The sequence below is a fragment of the Cohaesibacter intestini genome (genome assembly GCF_003324485.1).
Lineage (GTDB): Bacteria > Pseudomonadota > Alphaproteobacteria > Rhizobiales > Cohaesibacteraceae > Cohaesibacter > Cohaesibacter intestini.
Map to the genome: position 1 here is coordinate 368,359 of NZ_QODK01000001.1, position 25,154 is coordinate 393,512.

Annotated in this window: 21 protein-coding genes; 7 read left to right on the forward strand and 14 right to left on the reverse strand. The window is 55.9% G+C overall.

The window, feature by feature from the left end; genetic code table 11:
• Nucleotides 1–15: 15 nt before the first annotated feature.
• The 5 genes from DSD30_RS01615 to DSD30_RS01635 all read right to left on the reverse strand — a co-directional run bounded on the left by DSD30_RS01615 (nucleotide 16) and on the right by DSD30_RS01635 (nucleotide 5,312).
• A complete protein-coding gene (locus DSD30_RS01615) occupies nucleotides 16–1,029 on the reverse strand; it encodes an endonuclease/exonuclease/phosphatase family protein (RefSeq protein ID WP_114007851.1) in 1,014 nt (337 codons plus the stop codon).
• Nucleotides 1,026–2,078, reverse strand: a complete 1,053-nt coding sequence (locus tag DSD30_RS01620; RefSeq protein ID WP_114007852.1) for an ABC transporter ATP-binding protein — start codon at nucleotides 2,076–2,078, stop codon at nucleotides 1,026–1,028. The genes DSD30_RS01615 and DSD30_RS01620 overlap by 4 nt, the downstream gene beginning before the upstream one ends.
• Nucleotides 2,079–2,089: 11 nt before the next feature.
• Entirely contained in the window at nucleotides 2,090–2,878 is a 789-nt protein-coding gene (locus tag DSD30_RS01625) for an ABC transporter permease subunit (RefSeq protein ID WP_245418365.1), read from the reverse strand.
• 121 nt (nucleotides 2,879–2,999) lie between these two features.
• A complete protein-coding gene (locus tag DSD30_RS01630; protein WP_114007853.1) occupies nucleotides 3,000–3,881 on the reverse strand; it encodes an ABC transporter permease subunit in 882 nt (293 codons plus the stop codon).
• 123 nt (nucleotides 3,882–4,004) lie between these two features.
• Nucleotides 4,005–5,312, reverse strand: coding sequence for an extracellular solute-binding protein (locus tag DSD30_RS01635; protein ID WP_114007854.1), 1,308 nt, complete (start codon nucleotides 5,310–5,312; stop codon nucleotides 4,005–4,007).
• A 369-nt stretch (nucleotides 5,313–5,681) separates the two neighbouring features.
• Between DSD30_RS01635 and DSD30_RS01640 the strand changes: the two genes are divergently transcribed.
• From DSD30_RS01640 to DSD30_RS01650, 3 genes are all read left to right on the forward strand, one after another.
• Nucleotides 5,682–6,728, forward strand: a complete 1,047-nt coding sequence (locus DSD30_RS01640; protein ID WP_198662778.1) for a LacI family DNA-binding transcriptional regulator — start codon at nucleotides 5,682–5,684, stop codon at nucleotides 6,726–6,728.
• 137 nt (nucleotides 6,729–6,865) lie between these two features.
• Nucleotides 6,866–7,096 (forward strand): hypothetical protein, encoded by a 231-nt coding sequence (locus tag DSD30_RS01645; RefSeq protein WP_114007855.1) that lies wholly within the window; start codon nucleotides 6,866–6,868, stop codon nucleotides 7,094–7,096.
• Between the two features lie 32 nt (nucleotides 7,097–7,128).
• The gene (locus DSD30_RS01650; protein ID WP_114008569.1) at nucleotides 7,129–8,115 is read left to right on the forward strand and encodes a threonine ammonia-lyase; all 987 of its coding nucleotides are present in this window, start codon (nucleotides 7,129–7,131) and stop codon (nucleotides 8,113–8,115) included.
• A gap of 60 nt (nucleotides 8,116–8,175) precedes the next feature.
• Here DSD30_RS01650 and DSD30_RS01655 read toward each other — a convergent pair whose 3' ends face one another.
• The 3 genes from DSD30_RS01655 to DSD30_RS01665 form a co-directional block, all read right to left on the reverse strand.
• Nucleotides 8,176–9,051, reverse strand: a complete 876-nt coding sequence (locus DSD30_RS01655; protein ID WP_198662780.1) for a glycerophosphodiester phosphodiesterase family protein — start codon at nucleotides 9,049–9,051, stop codon at nucleotides 8,176–8,178.
• A gap of 264 nt (nucleotides 9,052–9,315) precedes the next feature.
• A complete protein-coding gene (locus tag DSD30_RS01660; RefSeq protein ID WP_114007857.1) occupies nucleotides 9,316–11,298 on the reverse strand; it encodes a methyl-accepting chemotaxis protein in 1,983 nt (660 codons plus the stop codon).
• Between the two features lie 203 nt (nucleotides 11,299–11,501).
• Nucleotides 11,502–11,960: an Lrp/AsnC family transcriptional regulator gene (locus tag DSD30_RS01665; protein WP_114007858.1), complete on the reverse strand. Its 459-nt coding sequence runs from the start codon at nucleotides 11,958–11,960 to the stop codon at nucleotides 11,502–11,504.
• Nucleotides 11,961–12,074: 114 nt separating this feature from the next.
• On the opposite strand from DSD30_RS01665, the gene DSD30_RS01670 reads away from it, so the two are divergent.
• Genes DSD30_RS01670 through DSD30_RS01680 form a run of 3 tightly spaced genes read left to right on the forward strand, consistent with a single transcriptional unit; the run spans nucleotide 12,075 to nucleotide 14,510 of the window.
• Complete coding sequence (locus DSD30_RS01670; protein WP_114007859.1) at nucleotides 12,075–13,268, forward strand: methionine gamma-lyase; 1,194 nt, start codon at nucleotides 12,075–12,077, stop codon at nucleotides 13,266–13,268.
• Nucleotides 13,269–13,326: 58 nt separating this feature from the next.
• Nucleotides 13,327–14,061: a DUF2161 domain-containing phosphodiesterase gene (locus DSD30_RS01675; RefSeq protein WP_198662781.1), complete on the forward strand. Its 735-nt coding sequence runs from the start codon at nucleotides 13,327–13,329 to the stop codon at nucleotides 14,059–14,061.
• Nucleotides 14,062–14,099: 38 nt separating this feature from the next.
• Nucleotides 14,100–14,510, forward strand: coding sequence for a NifB/NifX family molybdenum-iron cluster-binding protein (locus DSD30_RS01680; RefSeq protein WP_114007860.1), 411 nt, complete (start codon nucleotides 14,100–14,102; stop codon nucleotides 14,508–14,510).
• A 35-nt stretch (nucleotides 14,511–14,545) separates the two neighbouring features.
• On the opposite strand, the gene galK is transcribed toward DSD30_RS01680, so the two are convergent.
• The 6 genes from galK to DSD30_RS01710 all read right to left on the reverse strand — a co-directional run bounded on the left by galK (nucleotide 14,546) and on the right by DSD30_RS01710 (nucleotide 22,566).
• Nucleotides 14,546–15,643, reverse strand: coding sequence for a galactokinase (gene galK / locus DSD30_RS01685; protein ID WP_114007861.1), 1,098 nt, complete (start codon nucleotides 15,641–15,643; stop codon nucleotides 14,546–14,548).
• Nucleotides 15,640–16,686, reverse strand: a complete 1,047-nt coding sequence (locus DSD30_RS01690) for a UDP-glucose--hexose-1-phosphate uridylyltransferase (protein WP_114007862.1) — start codon at nucleotides 16,684–16,686, stop codon at nucleotides 15,640–15,642. The genes galK and DSD30_RS01690 overlap by 4 nt, the downstream gene beginning before the upstream one ends.
• A 182-nt stretch (nucleotides 16,687–16,868) precedes the next feature.
• Entirely contained in the window at nucleotides 16,869–18,491 is a 1,623-nt protein-coding gene (locus DSD30_RS01695; protein ID WP_114007863.1) for an ABC transporter ATP-binding protein, read from the reverse strand.
• 9 nt (nucleotides 18,492–18,500) lie between these two features.
• Nucleotides 18,501–19,655: an ABC transporter permease subunit gene (locus DSD30_RS01700; protein WP_114007864.1), complete on the reverse strand. Its 1,155-nt coding sequence runs from the start codon at nucleotides 19,653–19,655 to the stop codon at nucleotides 18,501–18,503.
• A gap of 7 nt (nucleotides 19,656–19,662) precedes the next feature.
• On the reverse strand, nucleotides 19,663–20,586 hold the full coding sequence (oppB, locus tag DSD30_RS01705; RefSeq protein ID WP_114007865.1) for an oligopeptide ABC transporter permease OppB: 924 nt from the start codon (nucleotides 20,584–20,586) through the stop codon (nucleotides 19,663–19,665).
• Between the two features lie 387 nt (nucleotides 20,587–20,973).
• Nucleotides 20,974–22,566 (reverse strand): peptide ABC transporter substrate-binding protein, encoded by a 1,593-nt coding sequence (locus tag DSD30_RS01710; RefSeq protein ID WP_198662782.1) that lies wholly within the window; start codon nucleotides 22,564–22,566, stop codon nucleotides 20,974–20,976.
• Nucleotides 22,567–23,110: 544 nt separating this feature from the next.
• Here DSD30_RS01710 and DSD30_RS01715 point away from each other — a divergent pair.
• Complete coding sequence (locus tag DSD30_RS01715) at nucleotides 23,111–25,117, forward strand: methyl-accepting chemotaxis protein (protein ID WP_198662783.1); 2,007 nt, start codon at nucleotides 23,111–23,113, stop codon at nucleotides 25,115–25,117.
• Nucleotides 25,118–25,154: the final 37 nt, after the last annotated feature.

Sequence of the window (25,154 nt, forward strand, 5' to 3'; positions counted from 1 at the left end):
CACCACAAGAAAGGCTCAGAGGGTCACCTTGCAAAGGATGCATTCATGGTCGGACAGGGGCCCTTGCCCATCGAGAGAGGGCAACAAAGGCAGGGCTTCCCCACCAAAGCCACGGGCACAGAACCAGTCCAGCTTCATTCGGCGGGTGTCATGGGGGGTGATCAGGCTGTTGCGGGTGGTGACGCCATCCGCCGTCAGGTCCCAATGATAGCCGCGCTCACGAGCGAGATCGAACAGGGTTTCAACGCGCCAGTCATAGTCTGGCGGGATGTGATTGCCGGTATTGAGGTCACCGCCAATCAGCACCGGCAGACCCGGCGCAAAAGCCTCGATCCGGTCGAGCAGATCGGCAAATTGACTGTGGCGATGGGCGGCATCCGCGTTGCTTTCCAGATGGGTGGAAACAACGCAGATCGCGCCCTGCTCAGTCGGCAAAATGGCAGCGACCGCCATCCGTCCACCCACACGCGGCTGGTCCGGATCGGCACCCGGATTGACATCAAGCGAGAACCAATGGCCTTTTTCGTCCAGCCGGAACAGAGCCAGCTTTTCAAAAGGCACGGCAGAGAGGATGCCATTGCCATGCCAGCCGTCGGCATTGAAGCTATCGGAACAGAAGACCCGCTCGGTCGGACCGCCGAGATCCATTTCGAAGAATTCCACCCCATAGGCATAATGCATGCCCAATGCCTTGGCCATCTGGGCGGTGGTGTTGACTTGCGACGTCCGGGCCATGCCCTTGTCCATTTCGCTGAGCAGCACCACACTTGGAGCATGGTTGGCCAGATGGGCGGCGCTGCGATCCGGGAACAGGCAGCGTTCGACATTCCATGCCGCAACCGCAAAGCTTTGCGGCAGGCGATCAAGGTTGCCAGCGCCGCCCACTTCCAACTCCCTCATGGCAGGCAAGGAATTGAGCAATGTATCATGGGCGGCCGTGACCCGCTCGGAGGCCAGAATTTGCTGTTTCTGGTCATCCGTGATGCGGGTCAGGGTCGAGACAAGATTGGTCCCCTCATGCGACGTCATAGACGGGCTCCGCTGTCTTTGGAGAAGAAATGCACCGCGCTTGGTTTGATACCCAGTTTCACCGGACCGATGCCTGTCGGGATATGCTTGGGCACACTGACGGAAATGTCCTGCCCACCGATCTTGCCATGCAGCAAATGATGCGCACCCAACGCTTCGACAATCTCGACATTGCAGTCAAAGCCATTGTCGACATGGATGTCGATATCTTCGGGCCGGATGCCGACCAGAAAATCGCCCTTGGCGTCTTTTGGTAGGGCGGTGTCGAGATGGATATCCTCGCCAATCATCGGACGGCCATCGCCGTTGACCTTGCCATTGAGCAGGTTCATCGGAGGCGCGCCCATGAAGCCGGCCACGAAGGTGGAGGCGGGATTGTTGTAGATTTCGTCCGGGGTGCCGATCTGCTCAATACGCCCTTCATTGAGGACGATGATCCGGTCAGCCATGGTCATGGCTTCGATCTGGTCGTGGGTCACATAGATGGCAGTGACACCGAGGCGGCGCTGTAGCGAGCGGATCTCGATGCGCATCTGGTTGCGCAATTTGGCGTCGAGGTTGGAGAGTGGCTCGTCGAACAGGAACAATTCCGGATTACGAACGATGGCGCGGCCCATGGCAACACGCTGGCGCTGGCCACCGGACAGCTGACTCGGGCGACGGTCGAGATAGTCGGTGAGATTGAGCATCTTGGCTGCATCCAGCACCTTCTGCTCGATCTCGGACTTGGGCAGACCACGATTTTTGAGGCCATAGCCCATATTTTTGGCGACCGTCATATGCGGATAGAGGGCATAATTCTGGAACACCATGGCGATGTTGCGCTGGGCAGGCTCGACATCATTGACGACCCGCTGGCCGATGGAGATCGTGCCGCCGGAGACCTCTTCAAGGCCGGCAATCATCCGCAACAGGGTGGATTTGCCACAGCCGGACGGGCCGACCAGAACGACGAATTCGCCGTCGGGAATTTTGAAGTTGCAAGGTTTGACCGCTTCGAACCCGTTTGGATAAATCTTGCGGACCATATCAAGCGAAACTGAGGTCATGATGGGTATCCTTATTTGTCGGATTCAGTGAGGCCCTTGACGAACCAGCTCTGGAAAAAGACCACGACAGCCACAGGCGGGATGACGGCCAGCAAAGCCAGCAGGTTGCCACGGCCATATTCGGGGATTTGCCCGTCATACATGGTCTGGGTGATCTGCTTGATGCCTCTGAGCAAGGTGAACATGCCTTCGTCGGTGGTGATCATGGTCGGCCAGAGATATTGGTTCCAGCCATAGACGAACATGATGATGAAGATGGCAGCGATCATGGTGCGCGACAGGGGCACCAAAATGTCGATGAAATATTTGATCGGCCCGGCCCCGTCGATGCGGGCGGCTTCGGACAATTCCTCTGGCACCGACAGGAAAAACTGGCGGAAGAAGAAGGTTGCCGTCGCCGAGGCCACCAAGGGCAGAATGAGGCCGGTATAGCTGTTGAGCAGCCCCAGCTTCTGGACGATCTCGTAGGAGGGCAGAATGCGCACCTCGAGCGGCAACAAAAGCGTGGTGAAGATCAGCCAGAAGGCAAAGGTGGCAAAGCGCAGGCGGAAATAGACAATGCCATAGGCCGCCATCATCGAAATGACGATCTTGCCAAGGGCAAAGCCAACCCCGAGGATCAGCGAGTTCTTGAACATGTTGAGGCCGGTATTCTCGCCGGAGAAACCGGACGCGCCGAACAGAGCCTTGTCAAGATTGTTGCCGAACTCGTCGCCGATGGTCAGGCCGGGGCCGTTTTTCAGCACATCGACGTCAGACATGGTGGTCATTTGCAGCACCATCAGCAGCGGCACGATCATCAGCAAGGCACCGAAAATCAGGATGCCGTGATCGACAATAGCGCTGAGTTTGATGCGGTTTTTCCAAGCCTTTGGCGTGGTGACCGGATTGGTTTCAGTTTGGTCAGTCATCATGCGCCCCTCAGGTATAGTGAATGCGCCGCTCGACGAGGCGGAACTGGAAGATGGTCATGGCCAGAACCAGCACCATCAGGATCACCGACTGGGCCGAAGAGCCGCCCAGATCGTTGCCGCGAAAGCCGTCGACATAGACCTTGTAGACAAGGGTCATCGGGTTGGAAGCCGGTTCCCCACGCAGCACCGTGTCGATCGTGCCGAAGGTGTCGAACAGCGAGTAGGTGAAATTGGTGATCAACAAAAAGAAGCCGGTCGGGGCCAGTAGCGGGAAGGTCACGTCCCAGAAGCGGCGCTGGGCCGACGCATTGTCAATGCGGGCCGCTTCCATCACCGAGCGCGGGATGGATTGCAGGCCGGAGAGGAAGAAAATGAAATTGATCGGAATCTGCTTCCAGACCGAGGCCGTGATCATGACAATCGCGGTGTCGGTATAGTCGAGGCCAACGCGGAAATCATAGCCGAACTGGGCGAGAAATTCGGTGATCGGGCCCCAGCGCTGGGAGAACATGACAAGGAAAATGAAGCCCGCGACCGGCGGCGCGACCGCATAGACCCACATCAGAAGCGTGCGATAGGTGCGCGCCCCGCGAATGACTTTGTCGGCCTTGACCGCAAAGAGCAGGGCAATGGCCAGCGACAGGAAGGTCACCGACACGCTGAAGACAATCGTGAAACCGGCAATTCTGAGATATTCGGCATTGTTGAAGATGTCGCGATAATTGTCGAAGCCAACGAAGGTGGATCCAAAACCAAACGGGTCTTCCAGATAGAAAGACAGGCGCAGGGCCTGCCATGCCGGCCAGTAGAAAAAGATGACAATGATCGACAGCTGCGGCAGCAGGAAGAACAAGGGCAGCCATTTGTTGTTGAATGTGGCGCGTTTCACGTCTTGGCCTCTTGAAGCTGGCGCCCTTGGACCACTCCCAAGATAGGGGGCAAACCCAAAGCGCAAAAGAGAAGAGACGACCGCGCGGGAAGCGCGATCGTCCTTTGGAGAGCTCAGAAATGCTTATTTCTGGGTCTTGGAGAAGCGATCAAGAAGGCCGTTGCCTTCTTTCTCGATGGCAGCCAGAGCGCTGTCGATGTCGGTTTCACCATTCAGGAAGCGGGTGAATTCACGGTTTTCGACGTCGCGGATCTGAACATAGAAGCCCATGCGGTAACCGCGGGTATTCTCGCCGGACTGCAGGGAGAGCTGCTTGATGCCAACTTCGGCAGCTGGGAAGCGGTCATAGTGACCGTCTTTTTTGGCCAGTTCGTAAGCCGCCGTGGTGATCGGCACATAGCCGGTCTGCTGGTGCCAGAAATACTGGATTTCAGGGGAGGTCAGGAACTGGAAGAAAGCAGCGGTTGCCTGATTTTCTTCAGCAGGCTTGCCGGACATGGCAAACAGGGACGCGCCACCGATGAAGGTCTGATAGCCTTCTTTGGTGATGGCTTCCCAGTAAGGCAGGTTGGTCGCAGACCATTTGAATGGCAGGTTCTTTTTCAACAGGCCACCGAAGGACCCCGAAGAGCCAATCCAGAGGGCAACATTGCCATCTTCGAATTGAGACTGATTGTCACCCCAAGAGGTGCCATAGAAACCGAAATATCCCTGATCCAGCCATTTCTTGACAGCGGTCCAGTGCATTTTCTGCTCTTTGGAATTGATCAGAATCTTGGTGCCTTTGGCGCCAGCATAGCCATTGTTGTTGGTGGCGAATGGCAGATTGTGGCGCGAGAAGAAGTTCTCGACAAATTCCCACGGCAGGTGAGACTGAGCGAAAGGAACGTAACCAGCATCTTTCAGGGCTGGAGCGGTTACTTTTTCAAACTCTTCGTAGGTTTTTGGGGCTTCAACGCCAGCTTTTTTCAAAGCATCTTCGTTGTAATACATGATTGGCGAAGAGGAGTTGAACGGCATGCCGATCATCTTGCCATCATTGTCCGCATAGAAGTAACGCACACCGGAAATGTAGTTTTCGATGTTGAAGTCTACACCATTGTCAACCAGCAGATCCTGCACGGGAACGGTTGCGCCTTTGGCGCCGATGATGGTTGCGGAGCCAGCATCAAAAACCTGCATGATGTTTGGCTGTTCGCCAGCGCGGAAGGCGGCGATGCCAGCGGTCAGGGTGTCTTCATAGCCGCCCTTGAAGACCGGGGTGATCTTGTAGTCGCTCTGAGAGGCATTGAATTTCTCAGCAATCGCATTGACGGTTTCGCCGAGCTGGCCGCCCATTGCATGCCACCAGGTGATTTCGGTTTGCGCCTGAGCGACGCCAGACATCAGGCTCAGCGCGACGCTGGCTGCTGCGATTTTCAAGAGTTTCATTGTTTGCTCCAAACAAATGTGCCTTACGGCTTGCATAAACATCACCGACATGCAGCTGCAGGTCGGATTTCAAAACCAATTCGGGTCACGACCCGATCTGTCGTCAGGCAGCCGTAAATCCTTGACCGGACAGGAAGCATTCCCTCCATGCTCCAGCCCGGCTCTGGTCGCGTCCTCATCGCGATTCTGAACTGACAATCCAGCCCAGCACCCCTGCCCGGCATCCTAGCCAAGGCACTTGATGAGGGATGAGACCAAATGAGATATTGCGTCCATCCTGCACACGTGTTCACATAGAGACCGAGTGTTACAGCGATGTGACGCATTGGTGGCAATTGTTTAAAATGATCAAATGCCCGGAGTGACCGGATGGACATGGCCAACAAGAATGACGACAACCAGACAGGGATGAGGCGTGGGCAACAGGGCCGCGGACGCCGGGTGACGGCGTCGGATGTGGCAAACGTTGCGCGGGTCTCCCGGTCCGCGGTGTCACGCGCCTTCACGCCCGGAGCCTATCTCGACAAGGACAAACGAGCGCTGATCCTGAAAACGGCTCGCCAGCTTGGCTATCGCCCCAACGCACTGGCCGCCAGCCTGCATGGCAGCAGCACCAATCTGGTGGGTGTGGTCGCCGGTTCGCTCGACAATCTGTATGATTCCGAATTTCTCGCCAAACTGGTTGCCGAGCTCAATCAGGCCAATAAATGGCCCTTGGTGCTGGCTGGCGGAGACAGCTGCATCGAAGACTCGATTCTCTCGATCCTCAATTACCCTCTTGATGCGCTGATCATACGAGGCGGCAGCATTCCCTCTTCGCTGATCGAGACCTGCGCCAAATTGAACATTCCCCTGCTCTTTTCCGGTCATGTGGTGGATGCCCCTTTCACCGATTGCGTCTGTTGTCGCAATGGAGCGGGCGCGGCTTTGGCGGTGGATCATCTGGTTGAACGTGGCCGCACGGCCTTTGGCTTTCTGGGCGGGCCATCCTCGCGCTCTTCGAGCCTGGAACGCCTCGAAGGCACAGAGGAAAGGCTCAAGCATCATGGTCTTGAGCTTCAGATCAGGCACTTTTGCGACTATAGCTATGAGAATGGCCGAAAGGCAGCCAAGGAGATGCTGGCGCAGGCCAAGCTTGATGCGCTGCTATGCGCCAACGATGCGATGGCGCTGGGGGCCTTGTCAGCGATCAGAGCGACACTCGGTCTAAAGGTGCCAGACGATCTGTCGATTATCGGCTTTGACGACGTGGCGCTTGCGGCATGGCCGGATTTCAATCTGACCACTCTGCGCAATCCCATCGACCAGACCGTAGCAGAAATCCTACGCCTGTTGGAGCTACGCCTCGACAGCCCGGACAAGCCCAATGAGGTCGTGCTGGTCGATCCGGTTCTGATGCGGCGCGGCACCGATTAATCACAGGCCGCTCTCAACTCACACTCCTCACACAAAGAGACCGCCTCCGTCTTCATCGCCATTGATGTCGAGAGACGTCTGGCCTATGTCTCTTTTGATACTCTTTCCTATCCCTGTTCCGACGGAGTGCCTTTGTCATGTTCGATACCAGCCATCCCATGTTTCGTCCGCTCTGGTTCCGTTTGGGCCTTTGCGCTTTCCTTATTTTCTGGACCGGGCTGGAATGGCACTTCGGCAATCAGACATGGATGATTTTGACCGGTGTGATCGCACTGGTCTGTATCTATAAACTTCTGATAGAGTATCAGCCACCCGCCCCCAAGGCAGACGGTGATGCGTCCAGCCTGCCAGACGATTCCCAAGACTGATCGATCAGAACCAAGCCACAGGATCCATGCCGATGACCACGAAACTTGCCGTTTCCATTGATGACATCCATCAGGCCGCCAAGCGGTTGCTCGGACATGCCGTCCGCACTCCGTTGCTTGAGTTCGAAGCCCTCAATGCACGGGTCGGCAAGCGGGTGCTTGTCAAGTTCGAAGGGGTACAACGCACTGGCTCGTTCAAGTTCCGTGGCGCCTATAATCGCCTCTCCGCCCTTGATCCTGCAGATCGGGCAAAGGGTGTGATTGCCTGGTCTTCTGGCAACCATGCCCAAGGGGTGGCAGCGGCTGCCAAACAGCTTGGCATGCCCGCCACCATCGTCATGCCTGCCGATGCGCCGGCAATCAAGATGAACAACACCAAGGGTTTTGGCGCCAAGGTCGTGACCTATGACCGTTACACCGAATCCCGCGAAGAGATCGCCCTTGCTCTGGCAAAGGAAACCGGCGCTGTGGTGGTGCCAAGCTACAATGACCCTTTCATCATTGCCGGTCAGGGCACGGTCGGGCTGGAAATGGTGGAGCAGGCACGCGCGGCAAATGCATCCATTGGCGCGGTGTTGGCCTGTTGTGGTGGCGGTGGGCTGTCGTCCGGCATCGCCACAGCGATCAAGGCCTATCATCCAGATGCTTGCGTCTATTCGGTTGAACCGGCCGGCTTTGACAGCATGGCCCGATCCCTTTCGAGCGATCAACCACAAGGCAATGCTGATAACGCCCGCTCCATCTGCGACGCTTTGCAATCGCCCTATCCGGGCGAAATGACCCTCGCGATCAACAAACAATTGCTGGCTGGCGGACTGGCCGTTAGCGATGAGGAAGTCAAGGAAGCGATGCGCTTTGCCTTCACCGACATGAAGCTGGTCACCGAGCCGGGCGGCGCAGCGGCGCTGACGGCTGCCTATTTTGGCAAGGTGCCCGATTTTGACGGCGATCTGGTGTTGGTGATTTCCGGTGCCAATGTCGATCCAGAGCTGTTTTGCCAGATCCTGTCTGGCGCATGATGCACGACACAGATATGGCACAAGCCTCCCTTTGAAAGGTGGCTTTCATTGAACTGTGCCTCATACCGGCAGGTGTGGCTTGTCTGCTTTTGCCTGATAGGTGAATGCGGGCATGTGGCTTTGCCGCCATGCGGCCAGCACCTGCGGGGCGTCGGTCTGAATGACGCCGATGCCCGCTTCGGTCAGACTGCCCCAAATGGCATCGGGAGCCTTCTGGGCTGCCTTGTCGGAAAACCCACAGCATGCGACCCTGTCGAGGGTGTTGACCCAAAGGGTGAGACCAGCCTGTTCAAACTCGGCACGATGGGCGACGAGCGTATAAAGACTGTCAAACCGTGCCTCGACAAGGGTTGCTTCGACGGCCCGCAACTGCTCGATCATGGCGCTGCAATTCTCGGCGTCAAAGCGGGTCTTGGGCATGACCATCAGGCCGTGCTCTTCCTCCAGCGCCAGCAAATACTGCGCGTCGACTTCCGTTTGCACGGTCACCTTGATCGAGGCCTCGCCCTGCATGTCCATCTGGGCGACCAGCTTGGCAACAAAGGCCAAATCCTCATCATGCTTGACATCGAGATTGAGAAAGATGCGCCGCTTGGCCAACTTCAGTGCCTCGGCCAAAGTCGGAATGACATGGTGGCTGAAGCCTGACCCCCTGCCGCCGCATCCCTGCCGCAGGGGCATCGCCTGCAACTGGGCAATCGACATCTGATGACACGGAAACTCCGATCCGGTCATACGGGTCAGCATTTCGTCATGCATCAGGAAAAAGACGCCATCATCGCTTCTCTGAATATCGATCTCTGCCACCTCGAAGCCGGCAGAGGCCGCCGCATCGATGGAGGCAAGGCTGTTTTCAGGCGCATTGACCCAATGGCCACGATGCGCAACGATTGCCGGTTTCAACATCAGTGCATTAAAGAAATTGCGATCCCGCATTTCGGGTCCCCCATGCGCTGGTTCCCACAAACCAGTCGCAGATTGATTCTGCAGCATCGGGCTGAGCAAGAGCCGGACAATGCCTTGAGCATTTTTCTGGCTGGACTATGACAGATACCCACGGGCAATTCATGCCCGTCATTGCATATTTCGGGTAGATTATCGAAATGCGACCCGCATTTTCAATTTTCCGGGGAACCCTTGTGAAAAACCACAAGGGTAGTGACTTTCCCGTATCTTGCGTCTACGTATTTATCCTGATTTTTACTTCGCGTAACGCAGTCCCGCCTGTTGGCCATCGTTCCAAACCACTTGAGCCGTACGCACTTCTGTGCCGATCTTGACGCGCACGGAGGAGGCTTTCAGGTCTTTTGGAAGACCTGACACACCGAGTCCGATCTTCGACATATCGGTGACGTCAACTTCAAACTGTTCCTTGTCGGTGATGATGAAGGCACGATCCTGCACTTTCGCACGGACAAAGCTGCGTTTGTCGGCATCTTTGAGTTCATTGCCGAGCGCGTCCGACAGCTCGTCAAGGATACTCAGAACCTCGTGACTGGCATCGTCCATTTCGTGAAGCGCAGTGAAAGCTTCGCTTAGATCGCCCTTTTCATAAAGGGCGAGCGCTTTCTTGGCCGATGAATGGACACGATCATGGGGGGCAAGAAGAGACTTGAAGATCGCGTTGGAACTAATGCTTGAATTGCCGATTCCTTCATACCATTTGCCCAGACGGCAGTCGTGATGATCCGGTACGTCACCGGACTGCCACTCATTGCGCCCCATGACAGCATCCAGCACGTGTTTCTTGAACAACACATGGTCGATTTTCGCCATCTCGCACAGGGACCGGTTCGAACTGCCCTCAAACCAATCGGTCGCACTGCGGGAGAATTGATCGTTGCTTTCCTGCATGGCCTTGACCATTCCCTGCAGCGTGCGCTCATTCTCGCTGGTCAGATCAGCAACTCCGGTGACACTGCCAGCAATTTCATGGCTGGCCTTGGTCTGTTGCTGCAAAATGGTAGACACTTCATGCATCGAGCCGGACACTTCCGTGACCTGACCGCGCAGCTGTTCCATCATCTGGTTGGCCCCCAGAATTCTGTCCTGACCTTTTTCGATGGCATCAAGCGACCCGCTGATCGAGGACTGAATGGAAGCCATGCCCTGATTGAGCGAGTGAATGCGAGTCGATATATCTTCCGCCGCCTTGTTGGAAAGGGACGCCAGTTCCTTGACTTCGGCCGCCACGACAGCAAAGCCCTTGCCTGCTTCGCCTGCGCGGGCCGCTTCGATGGTCGCATTGAGGGCCAACAGATTGGTCTGGTTGGAAATGCTTTCAATGACCGACAGAAATTCTCCGATCTGGTGGGAGGCCTCCATCAGCCCGGTCAAACTGTTCTCGGTCTGCTTGGAGGTCTGAGCAATGTCATTCATGGCATCAAGCACGGTGCCCATGGCTTCCATACCTTCGGTGACCGACTTGGTGGCATGGTTGGCATTCTGCGACGTGCTGTCACTATTGTCCGAAATTTGCTCAGTCGAAGCCACAAGCTCGGAGACCGCTGCCGAGATGGCTTGGCCGCTTTCTGACGCCGTATGCGTATTGCGCGCCAATACTGCCATATCCATCGAGATCGAGTTGATGTCCTGCAAGGTCTTGGCAAGATTTTTCAGGTTCCTGAGGCTGGTTTCTTCTTTGAGTTTCTCTTCTGCCACCCGCTGGACCGTGCCGTTGAAGGCACCAATCGAGGTTACTATATCGATGAAAAAGCGACCAATCAGCGCCTGCAACTGTTTGCTGGCCCGACCCGGATGGAGCTTGTTCTTCGAGATAACCAGCGGGATCACCTGTTGCAGGATGCTGCCATAGGAGGAAACATACCACTGGACGCTGAGATCGGTTCGGACATGCGCTTCACCGACACGGATACAATGGCCCTCAAATTCCAAATCCGTTTCATTGTTCAGGATGAACTCCCAGTGCTTGGTCTGGGCCTTTTTCAGATTCTCAACCTTGCTCCCACCATCGCCCAATTTGGCGGACAGTTCAGGATAGTCGGTCAGGTCCTTGTAGAAACGGTCAAGAATGCCGGGAAGCTCGGGCGCAATGGTACGCCAGGCTTCCGAAGCAACCTGAGTTTGCGTGTTCGGGCCGGACAAAAAGTCCACATAGATGTCACGCACGCCGTCTTGTGCGGCTTTTTTCGGAGGAAGGGGCTGAGCTGCAGCTGATTTCATAGCAAATCACCTTGATCTGTGGTTGCAACAATCAGACCTTAGTCAAGTTAATATTTACTTTTGATCGCAATCGACAAATTGGTAAAAACTTCAGAAAACGGCGAATTCACGTCATTTCAGTGACAAAACTCCTCTCTGAGGCTCAACATTGGATCCAATTTTGATCAATCTCACCATAAGTTCTTTTACTTACAGCAATTCAGTTAATCTGCAGGCGGATAAACTGTCTGGGCCTTGACGGTTGAGTAAACAAAACTCGTGTCGATTGACGCCACGCCACCAATCGGGTGGATTTTGGAGCGGATGAAGCGCTCATAATGGTCGAGCCCGGGCACCAGAACCCGCAATTGATAATCCATCTGCCCGGTCAGGACATGGCATTCGAGCACTTCATCGATGGCCTGAATATGGCGCTCGAAATTGCGCACCGCATCTTCATTGTGTCGCTCAAGGCGGATGCGGACAAAGACCATCACGGGCAACCCGTAAGCAACCGGATCAACATTGGCACTGTAGCCTTTGATCACGCCTTTTTCCTCCAGAATGCGCACACGGCGCAGGCAGGGGGAAGGAGAGAGATTGACCTGTTCAGCCAGCTCCAGATTGGTCATGCGCCCATTCGCTTGCAAGGCACGAATGATCTGTCGATCCTTATTGTCCATTTTAGGCCTCCATGTTGGCAGATAATGCCAAAAATTACCGCTTCATTAGCAATATTGGCACCATCTACCAAAAGGAATAGGGCAAAATGGTGAAAAGCGAAAAGGACAAAAATAATGACCAATCATCAACAGGGATTTTCCACCCGCGCGATCCACCATGCCTATGATCCGCAGGAGCATGAGGGTGCCTTGACACCCCCGTTGCATCTGACATCGACCTTTGCCTTTGAATCAGCGGAAGCCGGTGGCGAGATGTTTGCCGGTGAACGTGAGGGCTATATCTACAGCCGGATTTCCAATCCGACCTGCGCCCTGCTTGAGCAACGCATCGCAACTCTGGAAGAGGCCGAAGCCGGGCTGGCGCTGGCCTCCGGTATGGGGGCCATCACGGCAACCCTCTGGACCCTGCTGTCACCGGGAGACGAGGTGATTGTCGACGAGACGCTTTATGGCTGTACTTTTGCCTATCTGCATCACGGACTGGCCAAATTTGGCATCACCATCACCCATCTCGATTTGACCGACCCGGCCAACCTGCAGGTGGCAATCAGCGACAAGACCAAGCTTGTCTATTTTGAAAGCCCGGCCAATCCGAATATGCGTCTGGTTGATATCGAGGCGATTGCCTCAATCGCGCATGCTGCCGGGGCAAAGGTGGTGGTCGACAATACCTATGCCACCCCTTACCTGACCCGCCCGATTTCGCTGGGCGCCGATCTGGTGGTGCATTCAGCGACCAAGTATCTCGGCGGTCATGGGGATGTGATTGCCGGTTTTGTGGTTGGCTCCACCGAGCAGATTACCGAGATCCGGCTCTATGGCATGAAGGATATGACCGGCGCGGTGATGGCCCCTTTCAATGCGATGCTGATCCTGCGTGGCCTTAAGACCCTTGCACTGCGGATGGATCGCCATTGCGCCTCGGCGCTGACGGTGGCCAATTGGCTGGAACAGCAACCCGGTGTCGACCGGGTCTATTATCCGGGGCTTGATAGCTTTGGGCAGAAAGAATTGGCAGCCAAACAGATGCTTAAGCCCGGCGGCATGATCGCGTTCGAACTTGAAGGCGGGCTTGAAGCAGGGCGGACGCTGATGAACCGGCTCAAAATGATCCAGCGGGCCGTGTCTCTGGGGGATGCGGAAACCCTCATCCAGCACCCCGCTTCGATGACCCATTCCACTTATACCGCAGAAGAGCGGGCCGAACATCTGATCAGCGACGGCCTGATCCGCATGTCGGTCGGGCTTGAAGAGGTGGCGGACATTTTGTCGGATCTCAAGCAGGCGATGGACACTGGCTCCGTATGACGAAATCGGGCATTCTCTGGCATGATTCGATCTCCGACTGAGTGCTAGAGAGTTGCCCATGGCCAAGAAGACAGCGATCAAGGAAACCGCACTTTACGAACCGGTGAAGCAGTTTCTGGTTGCTCAGGGCTATGAGGTAAAGGGCGAAGTGGGCGCAGTCGATATCGTCGGCTGCCGAGCGGAAGACGATCCGGTTGTGGTCGAGCTGAAAACCGGCTTTACCCTCACCCTGTTTCATCAGGCAATCCAACGCCAGAGCATGACCGATGCTGTTTATATCGCCGTGCCGCAAGGCTCCGGCAAAGCCTATCATCGGGCGTTCAAGTCGAACAAGAGCCTGTGCCGTCGCCTCGGGCTGGGGTTGATCACCGTGCGACTGGGCGACATTCCGGCATCAGCTCTGGTTACCGTGCATGTGGACCCGGCCCCCTACAAGCCCCGCCAGATGAAGCCGCGCAAAACGAGGCTTTTGCGCGAATTTGCCCGCCGGGTCGGCGATCCCAATGAAGGGGGGCAGACCCGCAAGGGTCTGATCACCTCTTATCGGCAGGACGCGCTCAAATGTCTCAAATTTCTCTCGCAGGCGGGTGCGACCAAAGCATCGGACGTTGCCAAGGCGACCGGGGTGGAGAAGGCCCGCCCCATCATGGCAGATGACCATTATGGCTGGTTCGAGCGGGCGGATCGCGGCATCTATCAAATGACACCGAAGGGCGAAGCCGCCCTTGAGCAATTTCGCGACGAGCTGGCGGGACTTGATGTCACGCTTGCGGACGGGGCAGCAAAGGCGTAAATCCTGAAGTGAGACCGTCCCCCTGTTCGGAGCCATCCATGAAGATCGCCCTCACATCGCAGAATTTCAAAACTGTCACCAATCATGCGGGCCGCGCCCGACGCTTCCTCGTCTATCAAGTCGAAAGTGGTCAGCCGCCGGTGGAGATCGAGCGCATTGATCTGCCAAAGGACATGTGCATTCATGAATTGGGCGGGCAAATGGTGGCCCATCCGCTCGATGCTGTGGATGTGTTGATCTCTGCATCCTTCGGTCCCGGCTTTGCCCGCAATATGGCACGGCGCAATGTCATTGCCAGCCTGACGGAAGAGACGGATCCGATCCGGGCAATCGAGCAGTTTGTGGCAGATGGGCAGCGTCTACCGGGTGGTGAAGGATGCGGCCATGATCACAATCATGGGCACGGGCACGATCATGAGGATGGGCAGGATACGTGCCACTGTCACTGAGATCCCATAAATCGGCCACATAACGCGAACGCGGATCAGGTGACATCCAGTATCCGCGTCTCAGGATGATCACGGGTCATGGCCTCACACCAAGTGTCCACCTGATCGTCGGCAACCAAAGCAACAATTGCCCCGCCAAACCCGCCGCCGGTCTGGCGGGCCCCCTTGGCGCCAGCTGCGAGCGCAGCTTCAACCAGAGCGTCGGTTTCCGCCACCGTGATGGCATAGTCATCGCGCTGGGAGGCGTGACTTTCGACCATCAGGCGGCCAAAGGTGTCAGCGTCGTGGGCTTTCAAGGCTGCGACCCCATCAAGCACCCGTTGGTTTTCGGTGACGATGTGGCGGGCGCGGCGGGTTTCCACCCCGCCCAACGCTTCGATCCGATCCAGATCCTCCATCCCGACATCACGCAACTGGTTGATGCCGAGCATTGCGCAGGCGCTGGCGCATTCCTTTACCCGTTGCTCATAGGAGCCGTCGGTTAGTTTGTGGGTGACGCCGGAATGAAGCGTGATGATCTTGTGGTCAGGGAAAAGCGGAGCGAGTTCATACTCCATAGACCGGGCATCGAGAAACAGCGCCATCGCTTCCGCGCCAACGGATGAGGCAAACTGATCCATGATGCCGCAAGGCATGCCAACAAACTCATTCTCCACCTTGCGAGCCGTATGGGCGATGGCGACCGGATCGACGGACACCCCCAAATAGGCAGCAATGGCGCGTAGGCTGACCACTTCCAATGCGGCGGAGCTGGAAATGCCCGCCCCCATCGGCAGACTGCTGCCAATGGCAAGCCGATAGCTTGCATTCAGGTCCGGCTTATGATCGGAGAGCTGGAAACTGCCAAGAATGAAGTCACTCCAATGGTTGGACTTGCTGCCTTTGAGCGCGATGTCACAGATTTCATCGAAAGATTGGCTATAAAGCGTGGCAAAGCCGGGTTTTTCTCCTGGACCGATGGCAATGCAGACTTCCAGTGTCAACGGCATGGGCAGGACATAGCCGCCATTATAGTCGGTATGCTCGCCCAGCAGATTGACCCGGCCGGGGGCAGTGGTGACATGGGCGGGTTTGGTGCCAAACTGCGCCTCATAGGCATCGGAAACACTTTGTATCAGGCTGTCATGGCTCATTTCGCCGCTTCCTTGTAATGAATATCCGACAGGCTGCGGAGCCGTTCGGCTGCACTTTCGGCGGTCATGTCCCGTTGGCTTTCGGCCAGCATCTCGAACCCGACCATGAATTTGCGCACCGTGGCGGAGCGCATCAGAGGCGGGTAGAAATGGGCGTGCAACTGCCAATGGTCAAAGCTGCCCTTCATGGTTGGCGCGCCGTGCCAGCCCATTGAATAGGGAAACTCGGTCTGGAACAGATTGTCATAGCGGCAGGTCAGGCGTTTGAGGATATCGGCACAACCATTGCGCTCGCCATCCGTCAGATCGGTGAGGCGCAACACATGGCGTTTGGGCATGACAAGGGTTTCAAACGGCCAAGTGGCCCAATAGGGCACAACAGCGATCCAGTCATCATTCTCGACGATGGTTCGCTCACCGCGCGCGCTTTCAGAATTGGCATAATCGACCAGAAGGATCGTGCCATGTTTGTCATGATAGGCCTTTTGATGGTCGTCTTCACGAGCAATTTCGTTGGGTAGATAGTTGGTTGCCCAGATCTGGCCATGGGGATGGGGCTGGGAGCAGCCCATCATCTCACCCTTATTCTCGAACAGAGCCACCCAACCATAGGTCTGGCCCAACTCCGCGAGTTGATCGGCCCAAAGATCCACCACCTTGCGAATGCTGGCCCGCGAGAGCTCGGGTAGGGTCAGGTCGTGGCGTTCGGAAAAGCATATGACGCGCGCCGTGCCCCGCACGGTCTCACTGATAAACAGGCGTTCGTCCCCTGCCCGGTCCAGCGGCGTGTCGGTCAACAGGGCCGGGAAATCATTGTCAAAGACATAGGGCCCGCGATAGAGCGGGTTGACCGCACCAGACGTTCGAGCATTGCCGGGGCAGAGATAGCAGCCCGGATCATGGGCCGGCTTGTTGCTGACAATCGGTTTTTCCTCTCGGCCCATCCATGGCCGTTTGTTACGATGTGGGGAGACCAGCACCCATTCGCCTTTCAAAGGATTGAAACGCCGGTGCGGGTCGTCCTCAAGATTGATTGCACGCATTGTTTACTCCCTTTGTTGGGCCTGTTGCCGCATGTTCGCTCACGTCATTTTTACCGGAAAGAGTATGACTTTTCAATAGATGAAATAGAGTTTCATTATTTGAAACATATAGTTATAGAAACGAAAAGGGCCGCCTCTGGCGACCCTCACTCTCTGGTTTGTGCTGGTCCAATCCAATCGGATCAGGCCGAAATCGGCTCCAAATCGAAGGCCGCGGCCATCAACTGTTTTGTGTAGAGCTCACGCGGGGCATCAAAGACCTGATCGGTGAGGCCTTCTTCGACGATTTCGCCCTGCTTCATCACCATGACATAGTCGGACATGGCCCGCACGACCGTCAGATCGTGTGAGATGAAAAGGTAGGACAAATCATGGGCCTTTTGCAGATCACGCAGCAATTCAACGATCTGCTTCTGGACCGAGCGATCAAGAGCGGATGTCGGCTCATCGAGCACCACGATGCGGGGTTTAAGCACCATCGCGCGGGCAATGGCAATCCGCTGACGCTGACCGCCTGAAAATTCATGCGGATAGCGGTTGCGCATCGCCGGATCGAGCTGAACTTCCTTCAAGGCCTCGATGGCCCGTTGATCCCGTTCCTTGGCAGAAATGCCGGGCTGATGGACCAGAAGACCTTCGGTGATGATCTGGCCGACCATCATGCGCGGCGACAGGGAGCCAAAGGGATCTTGAAAGACCAGCTGCAACTGACGACGATGCCGCCGCATGTCTTCATCAGAGATTGTGTTCATGTTCTTGCCATCGAGCATTACGTCACCGGTGGCATTGTTGAGCCGCAGCAATGCCCGACCAAGGGTCGATTTGCCCGACCCGGACTCCCCCACAATGCCGATGGTCTGGCCTTTGCGCAGACGGATGTCTACGTCATTCACCGCCTTGAGGGCGTGAGTATGCTGACCAAACAGCCCCTCGGTGATGTTGAAGGTGACGTTGACATTCTTGCCTTCAAGCAAGGTCGGCGCATCGATGGGAGGGGCAACCTTGATGCCTTCGGGCTCGGCGGAGAGCAGCATCTTGGTATAGTCATGCTGCGGATTGTTGAAGATGGCTTGGGTTTCCCCCTCTTCCACCACTTCGCCGGTTTTCATCACATAGACCCGGTCGGCAAAGCGCTTGACGATGTTCAGGTCGTGGGTGATGAACAAAATGGCCATGCCCAGCTTCTTTTGCAGCTCGGCAAGCAATTGCAGGATCTGGGCCTGAATGGTCACGTCGAGCGCCGTGGTTGGCTCATCGGCAATCAAAAGGTCCGGATTGTTGGCAAGCGCCATGGCGATCATCACACGCTGACGCTGGCCGCCGGACATTTCGTGGGGGTAGGATTTGAGCCGTTTTCTTGGCTCGGGGATCCCCACCATCTCGAGCAGTTCCAGTGCCCGGTCCATGGCGCGCTTCTTGTCCATCTTCTGATGCACCCGAAGCGGCTCACAGATTTGCCGCCCGATCGTGTAGAGCGGGTCAAGCGAGGTCATGGGCTCCTGAAAGATCATGGTCATCTTCGAACCGCGATAGCTGTTGAGCTTGCGTCGTGGTAAGCCGAGAATTTCATCACCGGCATATCTGACCGAACCGGTCGCCTGACCATTGTCGGCCAACAGGCCCATGGCCGACATCATGACCTGGCTCTTGCCTGAGCCGGATTCACCCACCACCGCGACGGTTTCGCCCTTTTGCACGGTCATATTGATGCCGCGCACAGCGTGGATGTCCTTGTCAGAATTGGTCTCGAAATGGACATTGAGATTTTCGATTTCGAGCAAAGGTGCCTTGTTTTCCATTGTCATCACTTGCTCCTATCGATCCTTCGGATCCAACGCGTCACGCAGACCGTCACCGATGAAATTGAGCGCGAACAGGGTCGTGGTGAGGAAAATGGACGGGAAGATCAGCATCCAGCCAGCCCCCTGCAGATTGCGTGCGCCTTCAGAGATCAGCACACCCCAAGAGGTCATCGGCTCCTGAACCCCAAGGCCAAGGAAGGACAGGAAACTTTCCAGCAGAATAACCTTTGGCACCAAGAGGGTGACGAAAATCACCACAGGCCCCAGCGTGTTGGGAATGACATGGCGACGCAGTATGCCGCGCGCCCCGACGCCCATCGCTTCAGCCGCGAGTACATATTCCTGCCTCTTGATCGACAGGGTCTGACCGCGGACGATCCTCGCCATATCGAGCCACTCGACAGCCCCCACGGCTATGAACATCAGGACAAAGTTTCGCCCGAAAAACACCACCAGAAGGATGACGAAGAAGATGAATGGCAGGGAATAGAGCACATCAACAACGCGCATCATAATCAAATCGGCCCGGCCACCCAGATAGCCCGACAACGAGCCATAGGTGACGCCGATCAACAGGGCAACGCCGGACGCCAAAAGGCCGATCAACAAGGACACGCGACCGGCAATCAGGGTGCGGGTCATCAGGTCGCGCCCGTTGGCATCGGTGCCAAAGTAGAAATGCATCTTGTCGATCTCGGCGATCAGGGTGGCGCTTTTCTTGTCTTCGGAGAAGGCCTCGAACCGCGCATTGGTGAACAGATCAGACCGGTCGACATATCGCACGGTATTCTCGCGGATGGCACGCCGGGAAGACTCCACCTTGGCGATCACTTGCGTGTCGGTGATCTGCACATCACTTGCGGTCAGGCGGGCGCGTTTGAGCACCTTCTCAAGCACAGGCGAGATCGCATCCTGACGCGGATAGGTCTGCATGGAAGCTGGCACTTTGACATAATCCCGATAAACCGCATCGAATGAATGTGGCGACAGCATTGGGCCGAAGAAGCAGGCCACGGTAATGACGAAAAGAGCGATGAAAGACGCCATGGCGGCGCGGTTGGCGCGCAAGCGGGCCCAGGCATCGTCCCACAGGGAGCGGCCAACCTGCGCCTCGATGACGCGTTCGGTGGCCTGTCCGGCTGGAGTTTTCAGTTTTTCTGGGGTCATGTGTTTCTCAATCGTACCGCACGCGTGGATCGAGCCAGGCATAGAGCAGGTCAACGATCAGGTTGAAAATCATGATGAAGACGGCAATCACAATCACGGTGCCCATGACGAGGGTATAGTCGCGATTGAGTGCGGCCTGAACGAAATAGCGGCCAACGCCGGGGATGCCATAGATGGTTTCGATCACCACCGAGCCGGTCAGCAGGGCGGCAGCGGCCGGACCTGCATAGGAGACCACCGGCAACAGGGCGCCGCGCAGGGCATGGACCACGACCACCATCCATTGCGGCAGGCCATTGGCCCGCGCGGTGCGGATATGGTGGGAGCGCAAGGCTTCAATCATCGAGCCACGGGTCAGGCGGGCCACGATGGCCACCTGCGGCAGGCCGAGGGTCAGGATGGGCAGCAGCTTATTTTCCCATGCGCCATTGTTCCAGCCACCGACGGGCAACCAGCCGAGCATGACGCCGAAAATCAGCGTCAGAACCGGGGCGACCACGAAGTTGGGAATGGTAATGCCCATGGTGGCCATGGTCATGACCGCATAGTCGGGACCCTTATTCTGTTTCAGGGCCGCCAGAATACCCAGCGATCCACCGACAAGCAGCGCCAGCAGAAGCGCAAAGCCACCGATTTCGATGGAAATCGGCAGTCCCTGACGGAACAGGTCGCCAACGGTGAAGTCACGGAAGAAGAAGCTTGGGCCCAGATCTCCTCTGAGCACGTTGCCCATATAGATCAAATATTGTTCCCAGATGCTTTTGTCGAGCTGATAGATCTTGTTCAGATTCTCCATCACCTTGGCTTCGAGCGGACGTTCGAGATCGAACGGACCACCGGGAGCCACACGGATGAGGAAGAACGAGATGGTGACAATGAGAAACAATGTCGGGATAGCGGTCAGCAAACGCTTGAGCACATATCTCAGCATAGTGCGTCCTTCTCGGGCGTATCTCTTTTATTGCTGGTTTTCAGGGTCCAGTCGGATACGCGTTTTACCTGGAATTCAGGATATCCGTCTCGCAATTGGCGAGACAATATCGCAAACGGTCTTCGTCCGCTTGCAGTCGAGTTGATCAGGGTGTCGTCAACGAAGGACCAAACCCATGCTCGCTCTTACCGTTTGACTGCGCGGACTTCGACCGGACCATAGCCGGAAAATCCCCGAGCCGTTTTGACTCAGGTTAAATGCGCAGGATCTTGGTTTGTTTCATTGGTAGCGAGCATCGTGTGATCCGGATGCTAACCTGTTGCAATCAACGGATCTTTCCGATGAAAGGGCCGCCACAGGGGCAGCCCTCTCCTTTGGATCAGGTCCTTAACCTTCCACAGACATCCAACGGGATGGGTGGATGTTGAGGAGGTTGTCCTTGAAGCCTTTGAGCTTCGGAGACACCAGATTCATGGAGCCGTAATACATCAGCGGAATGAACGGCAGATCGCGCATGAAGAGCTTTTCAGCTTCGAGCAGATAGCCTGCACGCTCATCCAGATCGACCGTAGCAGCAGCTTTGTCCATCAGGGCATCATATTCCGGGTTCTTGTAGTTGGCATAGTTGAAGCCATCATTGTCGGATTCGACCATGAACAGGAAGTTCTGCGGATCGGAATAGTCGCCAATCCAGCCAGCACGCGCGACATCATAGTCGCCTTTGTCGCGCAAATGGGCATAGTGGGTTTTGGTGTCCGTGTTGAGCAAAGTAACCTTCACACCAATCGGCTTCCACATGTCAGCGATCGCCACAGCGGTGTTCTTGTGGTTCTCGGAGGTATTGTAGCGGATTTCGATTTCCAGCGGATTGTCTTCGCTGTAGCCAGCTTCCTCAAGCAACGCACGGGCCGCATCTTCACGATCCAGCTGGTCCATGTCCTTATAGTCGGCAAAGGCAGGCTCGCCATAGTTGCCGATGCCCGGTGGCACGAAGGAATAACCGGCAACCATCGTATCGCCCCAGATTTCCTCAGCGAGAAATTCGCGGTCAATGGACATGGAGAGCGCCCGGCGAACCTTGGGATCCTTCAGTTTTTCCTTGTCAGCCCTCACGGCATAATAATAGGTGCCGAGATATGGCGCGACGCGGAACTGATCCCCCAGTTCTTTTTTCATGAAATCGATCTGCTCGACCGGCGCGTCATTGTTGGAATGCAGCTCACCGGCCTGGAAGCGGCGCAACGCAGCACCGCGGTCTTCGGTCGGGTAGAACATCACCGAGTCGATTTTGACATTGTCGGCATCGTGGAAATATTTGTTCTTTACCGTCTTCACGTGGCTGTTCGGAACGAACTCGGCCAAGGTGAAAGGCCCATTGGAGACGAAATTCTCCGGCTGAACGAAGTCACTACCATATTTCTCGACGGTTGCCTTGTGCACTGGCAGGCCGGTCTGGTGACCGAGCAGCTCGATGAAATAAGGGGTCGCAGCTTCCAGTGAGATTTCAAGGGTCTTGTCATCAAGCGCCTTGACACCCAGCTCGGCTGGCTTCAACTCGCCCTTGTTGACTTTTTCCGCATTCTTGATCGGATAGAGAATGTTGGCATATTTTGCGCCGGTTTCCGGAGTCTGGATACGCTGCAGCGAGAAGACGAAATCATGGGCGGTCACCGGATCACCGTTGGACCATTTGCCATTGTCACGCAGTTTGAAGGTGTAAACCAGACCGTCGTCAGAAACCGTCCAGCTTTCCGCTGCGCCAGGGATGGTTTTGCCATCAGCGCTATAGGAAACAAGACCTTCATAGAGATCACGCAGGATATGCGCTTCATAGACGGTCGATGTCTTATGCTGATCGAGGGTTTCGGGGTCCGCAGCGTTGCCACGGTGGTAGACCATTTCTGCGCTTGCAGAAGTCGCCACGAGCGGCAGCGCACAGGCGCCGGCCAGCAGCATCGCTGCAATGGTTTTCTTTAGCATCAAATTGACTCCCTGTTGTTCCCTAAAGACTTGGTGCTTTAGCGTCGGAGAAGTTAAATCGAATAATCCGAAACTGGCAAGCCTTTCACATCATTTTACCTGCAACAGCTCGTCAAACGAATGATTGTTGTGATTGTTCTGTGGTTATCGAAAGAAAGTAATTGCGCCTATTTTTGGCACCAATGTCTGGTGGTCAAATACAACCAAAACGATTTTCAAGATCCGTCCCCACCGCTTTTATGCGTGTTTTCACCCATTTCCGGTTCCGAGCATCTAGGGCAGGTTTCTATCTATAAGTACAATATCTTAGCTTTAGTCTCTAATTGGGACAACTTATTAAATAAAACGTGAATTCAGAGGTAAAATATGGTGCATTTTGCGTCATATCGGTAAGTCAGTAATATTTTACTAACCATTTCAACCTGTAATAGGTGCCTGTGTGATGGCAAAAGGATTCAACAACATGCCCTATGATTCGCGGAATGGTCCGAGCGGGTCGGACAAACCAACCTCAAGACAAGAAGTCTCAGGTTCAATCTCCTTGATGAAGAAGCTCAAAATCGGTACGCGCATCTATATCGGCTTTGGCATTTTGCTTGTGACCATGGTGGCGCTGGTTCTGTCCAGCATCATCGAGCTGAAAGGGTTGGGAACCGCTTTCACAGCAACGAAAAACATGTCCCGTCAGGCGGCCCTAAGCGCTGACATTCGCGCAACGGTCTATGATGTACAGCTCAAGGCGGCATCCTACATCAAGAGCGGTGAAGAGGAAGATCAGCGTGCTTTCGTCAAAGGGCAGGAGCATCTGCGCGAGCTGATCGCCAGCGCGCGGGGAGTCATGACCGCGCCGACCTTCAGGGCTGCCATCACCTCTGTCGAGACGGAGATGGAATCCTACAAGAATGCCTATCAGCAGATCGCCACCCAGATGCAGATGCGCCATGATGTCGTCTATAACATTCTGTCGCCGACCGGCATGGCGATCCTGAACAATCTGTCACATATTGCGAACGAAGCCTCCAGAGCCCAATCCTATGAGGCCGCCCTGCAGGCAGGCATAGCGCAACAGGACCTGCTCAAAGCACGCCTGTTGGTCATGAAATTTCTTGATGTGAACTCGGCCGATCTGGCAAATCAAACCAAGGGGGAATTCAAATCCCTTGAAACGATGCTGAGCAAACTGGAAGACAATCTCAGCGAGACCGGACTGCGCACCAAGTTGGCGCAGGTTCGTCAGGATGTGGCGGAGTATGTCCGCTCCTTTGAGCGTCTTGTGAAGTTGATCAATGAACGCAACACCCTGCGCGACAATGTGCTCGACATGAATGCCAAGGCGATGATTGCGTTGACGGCACAAATCGAACAGATGATCGAAACCGACAGCAACACGCTGAGTGATGAGACCACACGCAATCTGGATAGTGCCCAACGCTTTCAGCAGATCTTTGGCCTGCTGGCGGTCTTGTTCGGTCTGGTCGCCGCGATCTTCATCGCCCGAGGCATTGCCAAACCGGTGGTCATTCTGACCCATGCCATGAAGCAACTGGCCGACGATGATCTCGGTGTCGATGTGCCGGGATGCGAGCGCGGGGATGAACTGGGCGAAATGGCCACTGCCGTGGAGGTCTTCAAGCAAAATGGCATTCATAGCCGCGAGCTGGAACAGCAGCAGGCTCTCGCCAAACAGCAGGCTGAAGAAGAGAAGCATCAATTGATGATGCAGATGGCCGACGACTTTGATGATCATGTGGGTGGCATCGTCAATGCGGTTTCCAGTGCCTCGACGCAACTGAGCGGCACCGCGCAATCCATGTCGGATGTCTCGGAGGAGACCGCACAGCAGGCGTCGCAGGCCTCGGCCGCCTCGACCCAGACCTTGAGCAACGTGCAGACCATTGCCTCGGCCACCGAAGAAATGACCGCCACCATCGGAGAAATCAGCGAGCAGGTTGCTCTGGCTGCCAATGCTGCGGTGGAGGCCGTCGAAAAGGTCAACGAGACCAACCAGCAAATGGTCGCACTGGCAGGAACGGCCGACAATATCGGCAAAGTGGTCGAAATGATCGCCAGCATTGCCGAACAGACCAACCTGCTGGCGCTCAATGCCACCATAGAATCGGCACGTGCCGGGGCTGCAGGCAAGGGCTTTGCTGTGGTGGCGGGCGAGGTGAAGGCGCTGGCGGGTCAGACAGCCAAAGCAACCGAGGAGATCAGCCAACAGATCTCCAGCATTCAGGGAGCCAGCAAGCAGGCTTCCGGCTCGATGGAAAGCGTCAGTACGGTCATTCAGAGGGTCAGCGACATTTCGACCGCCATTGCGGCGGCAATGGAAGAGCAGAATACCGCCACCCACGAAATTGCCGGCAGCATCAATCAGGCTGCGCAAGGGTCTGAAGTCGTGAATACCAACGTTGAGGCCGTCTCGGATGCATCCAAGCGGGCAGGTGCCGCCTCAAGCGAAGTCATGAGCGCGGCGGGAGAATTGTCGGAACAGGCGGAGAATCTCAAACTCGAAGTCGAGCGGTTCATCCGACAGGTGCGGACCGGCTAATCAGGCCCGCACCACTTGTCAGCACACAAAACCCGGA